The organism is Methanosarcina sp. 1.H.T.1A.1, assembly GCF_000979295.1.
In the GTDB taxonomy this organism is placed as follows: Archaea; Halobacteriota; Methanosarcinia; order Methanosarcinales; family Methanosarcinaceae; genus Methanosarcina.
The window spans coordinates 1-3209 of sequence record NZ_JJQY01000116.1 but is presented as its reverse complement, the minus strand read 5'-3'; the positions used below and the strand labels follow the sequence as shown (position 1 = coordinate 3209).

4 protein-coding genes and 1 pseudogene are annotated in these 3209 nt (G+C 40.5%); 3 read left to right on the top strand and 2 right to left on the bottom strand.

Translation table 11 applies throughout. The annotated features are described in order from the left end of the window. Positions 1–374: 374 nt before the first annotated feature. Positions 375–461, top strand: coding sequence for a hypothetical protein (locus EO95_RS18775; protein WP_394297369.1), 87 nt, complete (start codon positions 375–377; stop codon positions 459–461). Here EO95_RS18775 and EO95_RS12085 read toward each other — a convergent pair. Next, positions 421–987 (bottom strand): fasciclin domain-containing protein, encoded by a 567-nt coding sequence (locus EO95_RS12085; protein WP_235282994.1) that lies wholly within the window; start codon positions 985–987, stop codon positions 421–423. The two genes, EO95_RS18775 and EO95_RS12085, sit on opposite strands and share 41 nt — an antisense overlap. 483 nt (positions 988–1470) lie before the next feature. After that, positions 1471–1727 (bottom strand): annotated as a pseudogene (locus EO95_RS17155) (IS4 family transposase); the annotation flags it as partial. Between the two features lie 445 nt (positions 1728–2172). Between EO95_RS17155 and purS the strand changes: the two are divergent. Beyond that, positions 2173–2424, top strand: coding sequence for a phosphoribosylformylglycinamidine synthase subunit PurS (purS, locus tag EO95_RS12080; protein WP_048134940.1), 252 nt, complete (start codon positions 2173–2175; stop codon positions 2422–2424). A gap of 88 nt (positions 2425–2512) precedes the next feature. Next, the gene (purQ, locus tag EO95_RS12075; RefSeq protein ID WP_048134939.1) at positions 2513–3172 is read left to right on the top strand and encodes a phosphoribosylformylglycinamidine synthase I; all 660 of its coding nucleotides are present in this window, start codon (positions 2513–2515) and stop codon (positions 3170–3172) included. The last annotated feature ends 37 nt before the right edge of the window (positions 3173–3209 follow it).

The window sequence follows — 3209 nt, the reverse complement described above, 5'->3', positions numbered from 1 at the left end:
GACGGCATACGAGATAGGAGTCCGTCTCGTGGGCTCGGAGATGTGTATAAGAGACAGTCCCTACACCATCCTGATAAAAGTTGAACCCGAAGTTGTTTATTTCCTGGATTACAGTGTTGAATTCTGGTACAGGGCAAAAGTGGATTTCTAAGAGTCAACTACCCGCTAAATCAAAAGATATAACGGGTTTCATGCTAAGGGTTTATGAACATTTAAGGGTTAGCTAAAAAACGTATTTTTTGTTTTTCTTTCAAAATCCAAAAAACGATATTTTTTTTTAAAATATAATATCCGAAAATGAAAATCCAACAAACAGGAATAAATAAAAAATGTAAAAAAGGTCGTTTTTCAGAAATACTGTTTTCAGAAATACTATTTTCAGAAATACTGTTTTCAGAAATACTGTTTTCAGAAATACGGTTATTCCGGTGGAATCAGCACTTTGTCTATTACGTGGATGACTCCGTTGCTGGCTTCTATGTCCGTTGCAGTGACGTTTGCATCCCCTACTTTTACCCCTTCGGTTGTATCTACTGGGAGTTCGCTTCCTTCAAGCGTTTTTATGGATGTCATGTCCACAACATCAGCAGCCATATACTTTCCGGAGGCCACGTGGTAAGTAAGCACTCTGGTCAGGGCTTCCTTATCTTTGAGCAGGCTGTCGAGCGTACCTGCCGGAAGGGCTGCAAAAGCCTCATCTGTCGGGGCAAAGACCGTGAAGGGACCTTCGCCGCTAAGGGTCTCCTCAAGCCCTGCAGCTTTTATGGCCGTGACAAGAGTTTTGAAAGAACCTGCATCTTCCGCAGTTTGAACGATATTCTTATCCGGCACTGTTTCGGTTTTATTTTCGCCAGCTATATCTTCTGCTTCTTCAGCAATATCTCCTGCTCCTTCAGTTACTTCTTCTACCATTCCACCGGTTTCATTTTCCACTTCCTGTGTCGGGCTTGAACAGCCGGAAGCAAACAGGACCACTGCTATAAGCAATGCTACAATAAGTCCAATTTTCCTGATAATTTTTCCCCCTGTAAAATAAAAATATATATATCAAATCATATACTGCATTGTATATTTTCACATATGATATATGCTAATCTTTATATAACTTTATCTGAGATTAAACCAAAATAAACGCTTATTTTTAGATTTTGAACTACTATAAGTGTCTATATTAAATTTCTGAACTAAAATAAGCGCCTATTTTAAATTTCTGAACTAATATCAGTATTTTTTTGATTTTATTGGTTATTTAAGTTATTTTTGAAATTATGAGCTAAAATAGGCATAATTTAAAGTTTATGAGCTAAAATGAGTATCTTTTTGGAATTAATGCTCAAAAAAAGCTTTTTTAACAGGCTGTCTCAAAACTATACGTAATCGTACATTTGGGTAAGAAATATCGGAATGCTTACTTCTTTATAATTAGGTATTACATAAAAAGTATACTTATTAAGAAAACTAATCCCTGTGTTCCACTATGTTCATTACACACTGATGGAGAAACTCAACAAGTTCTGGAGTGAAACGATAGTACCAGCTACTATCACTTATGGACTTATTTGCTTCTTTTTCAGATTCTCTTTTCAAAAGCTGGCAAGTGTATGCTATAAGTGTACACCAAAATTGAGAGTTAAAACCCAAAAGATGAGGACAGGGTCAATTTTACGCTCACGTACTATCAGACCAGTTTCTTTGGTAGTTTGCCTTAACCACTCTTTGGGAAGCATTTCCCGAAGAGAGTCTTCAAGAGTAGGGGGCGAGGAGGCATAGATGCACTAATATTTAGAGAATTAATATAAAAACGCATACTTGAGGGGGTTTCTAACGCTTTACCGATGACGCATGAATTAGTTTTTGTTCATTTTTTATATTTTTGACCCTCACCGAGCTCAACCGGCATCTAAAACAAGCTAAGACCCATAAGATTAAATAACTTTCAACCTTATTTCCCCTGAAATCGGTGCTGGCAAGAGGAGTTCAAAATCATCCAACACCTAAAAATAGATAAAGAATATAGGTTAGAAAAATCAAGCATCTTATATTATTATGGTGCAGACCGGAAATTGTTTACCTTTAAGTTCACCTCATATTTCACCTGATGTTGCATTCAGGCTACCGAAAAGCAGGTGAAAGTCCGATTAATTTAAAAATTCAAAATTGAGGCTTAAAAAGATGCAGTACCAGGCAACAGTAACTATTGAACAGAAAGCAGGCATGCTTGACCCTGAAGGCACCACCGCTAAAAGGGCGCTCGGACACCTTGGATATGCAGTTGAAAGCGTAAAGACCGCAAAACTGTATGAAATAGTGCTCGAAGCCGAATCTGCAGAAGTTGCGGAGCAGAAGGTTGATGAGATGTGCCAGAAGCTTATTGCAAACCCACTCATCCACAACTACACTATAAAGCTCAAGGAACTTAACTGAGGGCTCCCTGCAGGAATAAAGGGATTGAAGAATAAAATCCAGAAGGCTAAATTTTTTGAAAATACTAAAGTAAGGTTGAGGGAAAAAAATGAAGATTGCCATTATTCAGTTCGGAGGCACAAACTGCGACATGGACGTACTTCATGTCCTTAAAGACGTGGTTGGTGTGGATGCCGAAACTGTCTGGTACAAAGACGAAAACCTGACCGGCTTTGACGGAGTCGTTGTTCCGGGCGGCTTTTCCTACGGAGATTACCTCAGAGCAGGGGCGATTGCAGCCCGAACTCCGATTATGGATTCCGTAAAAAAAATCGCAGCCGAAGGAAAACCTGTGCTCGGGATCTGCAATGGTTTCCAGGTGCTGACCGAAGCCCGGCTTCTCGAAGGGGCTCTTACCACAAACGAGTACCCAAAATTCAGGTGCCACGGGGCCAATCTCAGAGTTGAGACCACTGATACTCCCTTTACCTCGAAGTTCAGGAAAGGCGAGGTTATAAGGATGCCCATCGCCCACATGGAAGGTAAGTTCTTTGCTGAAGAACAGACCCTGGCAGACCTTGACGAAAACGAACAGGTTGTTTTCCGTTACGTAGACGAAAAAGGAAGAGCAACGGATAAAGCCAATCCCAACGGCTCCCTGGAAAACATCGCAGGAATAGTAAACGCTTCAAGAAACATTCTCGGCCTCATGCCCCATCCGGAAAGAGCTTCCGAATCGATCCTTGGTCTGTCTCTTATACACATCTGACGCTGCCGACGAATAGAGAGGTGTAGATCTCGGTGGG

Excerpts from the sequence above, each read along its gene's own strand:
- purQ (WP_048134939.1), top strand. The coding sequence starts at position 2,513 with ATGAAGATTGCCATTATTCAGTTCGGAGGCACAAACTGCGACATGGAC.
- purS (WP_048134940.1), top strand. The coding sequence starts at position 2,173 with ATGCAGTACCAGGCAACAGTAACTATTGAACAGAAAGCAGGCATGCTT.